Raw genomic sequence first — 2002 nt, forward strand, 5'->3', positions numbered from 1 at the left:
CCGGAGCTGGCCGTCCGCGACGGCCGCGCGCTGCTGCCCCGGCTGACCCGGGCCACCGCCGGGGCCGGCGCGCCACCGCGCTGGGACACCGACGGCACGGTGCTGGTCACCGGCGGGACCGGCGGACCCGGCGCGGCCATCGCCCGGCACCTGGTCGCCGAGCACCGGATCGGCCACCTGCTGCTCGCCGTCGACCCCGCCGAGGACGCCGACAAGGACCTCCTCGCCGAGCTGACCGACCTCGGCGCCGGCGTCACCGTCGCCACGTGCGACCTGACCGACCGGGAGGCGGTGGCGGCGCTGCTCGACTCGATCCCCGAGGAGCACCCGCTCACCGCCGTCGTCCACGCCCCCGCCGTACGCGAGGAGAGCCTGCTCGCCACCACCGCGCCGGAGGCGTTCGCCGCCGCCCTGCGCGCCACCGTCGACCCGGCCTGGCACCTGCACGAGCTGACCGCCGACCGGCCCCTCGCCGCGTTCGTGCTGGTCTCCTCGGCCGCCGGGCTGATGTTCGGCGCCGGCCGGCCGGCCACCGCGGCGGCGGCCACCTACCTCGACGCGCTCGCCGCCCACCGGGCCGCCCGCGAGCTGCCCGCCACCGCCCTCGCCTTCGGCGCGTGGGCGGCCGGGCCGCCCTGGCTGGACCGGATGGGCCTGCACCCGCTCGGCGTCGCCGAGGGGTTGGCCCTGGTCGACCGGGCGCTCGGGCAGACCACCCCCGCCCTGGTCCCGGTACGCCTCAACGTCGCCGCGCTGCGCGCCACCGGCGACGCGCTGCCGGCGCTGCTGCGGCAGGTGGTCCGGCTACCGGCCCGCCGCGTCGCGCCGACCGGTCCCGACCTGACGCATCGCCTCGCCGGGCTCCCCGACGACCATCGGGACCGCTTCCTGCTGGAGCTGGTCCGCACCCACGTCGCCGCCGTCCTCGGCCACCCCGACTGGCGTTCGGTCGAGCCGGACCGGGCCTTCCAGGACCTCGGCTTCGACTCGCTGGCCGCCGTGGAGCTGCGCAGGACGCTCAGCGAGGCGTGCGGGCGGTGGCTCTCGCCGACGCTGGTCTTCGACTACCCGACCTCGCGGGAGCTGGCCGCCCACCTCGCCGCCGAGCTGGGCGCGCGGGACGTCGCCGGGGACGACCCGGTGCTGACCGAACTGGACCGGCTCGCGGCGCTGCTCGCCGGCCCCACCGACGGCGACCCGGCCCGGGTCACGGCCCGGCTGGAGGCGGTGCTGCGCGAGTGGCGGACCCGGCACGACCCGGCCGCACCGGACGGCACGGACGACGACCTGGCCATGGCGACCGACGACGAACTGTTCGCGGTGCTGGACAACCTGGGGATGGGCTGAGCGGCGATGGCGACCGACGACAAGCTGCGCGACTACCTCAAGCGCGCCACGGCTGATCTCCAGCAGACCCGGCGGCGGCTGCACGACGCCGAGCAGCGCTGGCACGAACCCATCGCGATCGTCGCCGCGGCCTGCCGGTTCCCCGGCGGCGTCCGCACCCCCGACGACCTGTGGGAGCTGGTCGCCTCCGGCGGCGACGCGATCGGCGGTTTTCCCCAGAACCGCGGCTGGGACGTCGCCGGCCTGTACGACCCGGAGCCGGCCACGCCCGGGCGGACATACTGCGTCAACGGCGGGTTCCTGCACGACGCGGGGGAGTTCGACGCCGACTTCTTCACGATCAGCCCACGGGAGGCGCGGGAGACCGACCCGCAGCAGCGGCTGCTGCTGGAGACCGCCTGGGAGGTCGTCGAGCGGGCCGGCATCGACCCCGCCTCGCTCAAGGGCAGCGCCACCGGCGTCTTCGCCGGCCTCGTCTACCACGACTACGCCGCCAAGGGCGTCGGCAGCCTGGCCAGCGTCGCCTCCGGCCGGGTCGCGTACGCGCTGGGCCTGGAGGGCCCCGCGGTCACCGTGGACACCGCCTGCTCCTCGTCGCTGGTCTCGGTGCACCTGGCCGCGCACGCGCTGCGCGCTGGCGAGTGCGGCCTGGCCC

2 protein-coding genes are annotated in these 2002 nt (G+C 77.1%); both read left to right on the forward strand.

All coding sequences use genetic code 11. From position 1 onward, the window contains the following. A partial coding sequence (locus tag KBX37_RS33675) for a beta-ketoacyl reductase (protein ID WP_210779859.1) occupies nucleotides 1-1347 on the forward strand: 1347 nt, incomplete at its 5' end. A 6-nt stretch (nucleotides 1348-1353) separates the two neighbouring features. Next, a partial coding sequence (locus tag KBX37_RS33680; protein ID WP_210779860.1) for a beta-ketoacyl synthase N-terminal-like domain-containing protein occupies nucleotides 1354-2002 on the forward strand: 649 nt, incomplete at its 3' end.

The organism is Micromonospora sp. U56 (genome assembly GCF_018070095.1).
In the GTDB taxonomy this organism is placed as follows: domain Bacteria; phylum Actinomycetota; class Actinomycetes; order Mycobacteriales; family Micromonosporaceae; genus Micromonospora; species Micromonospora purpureochromogenes.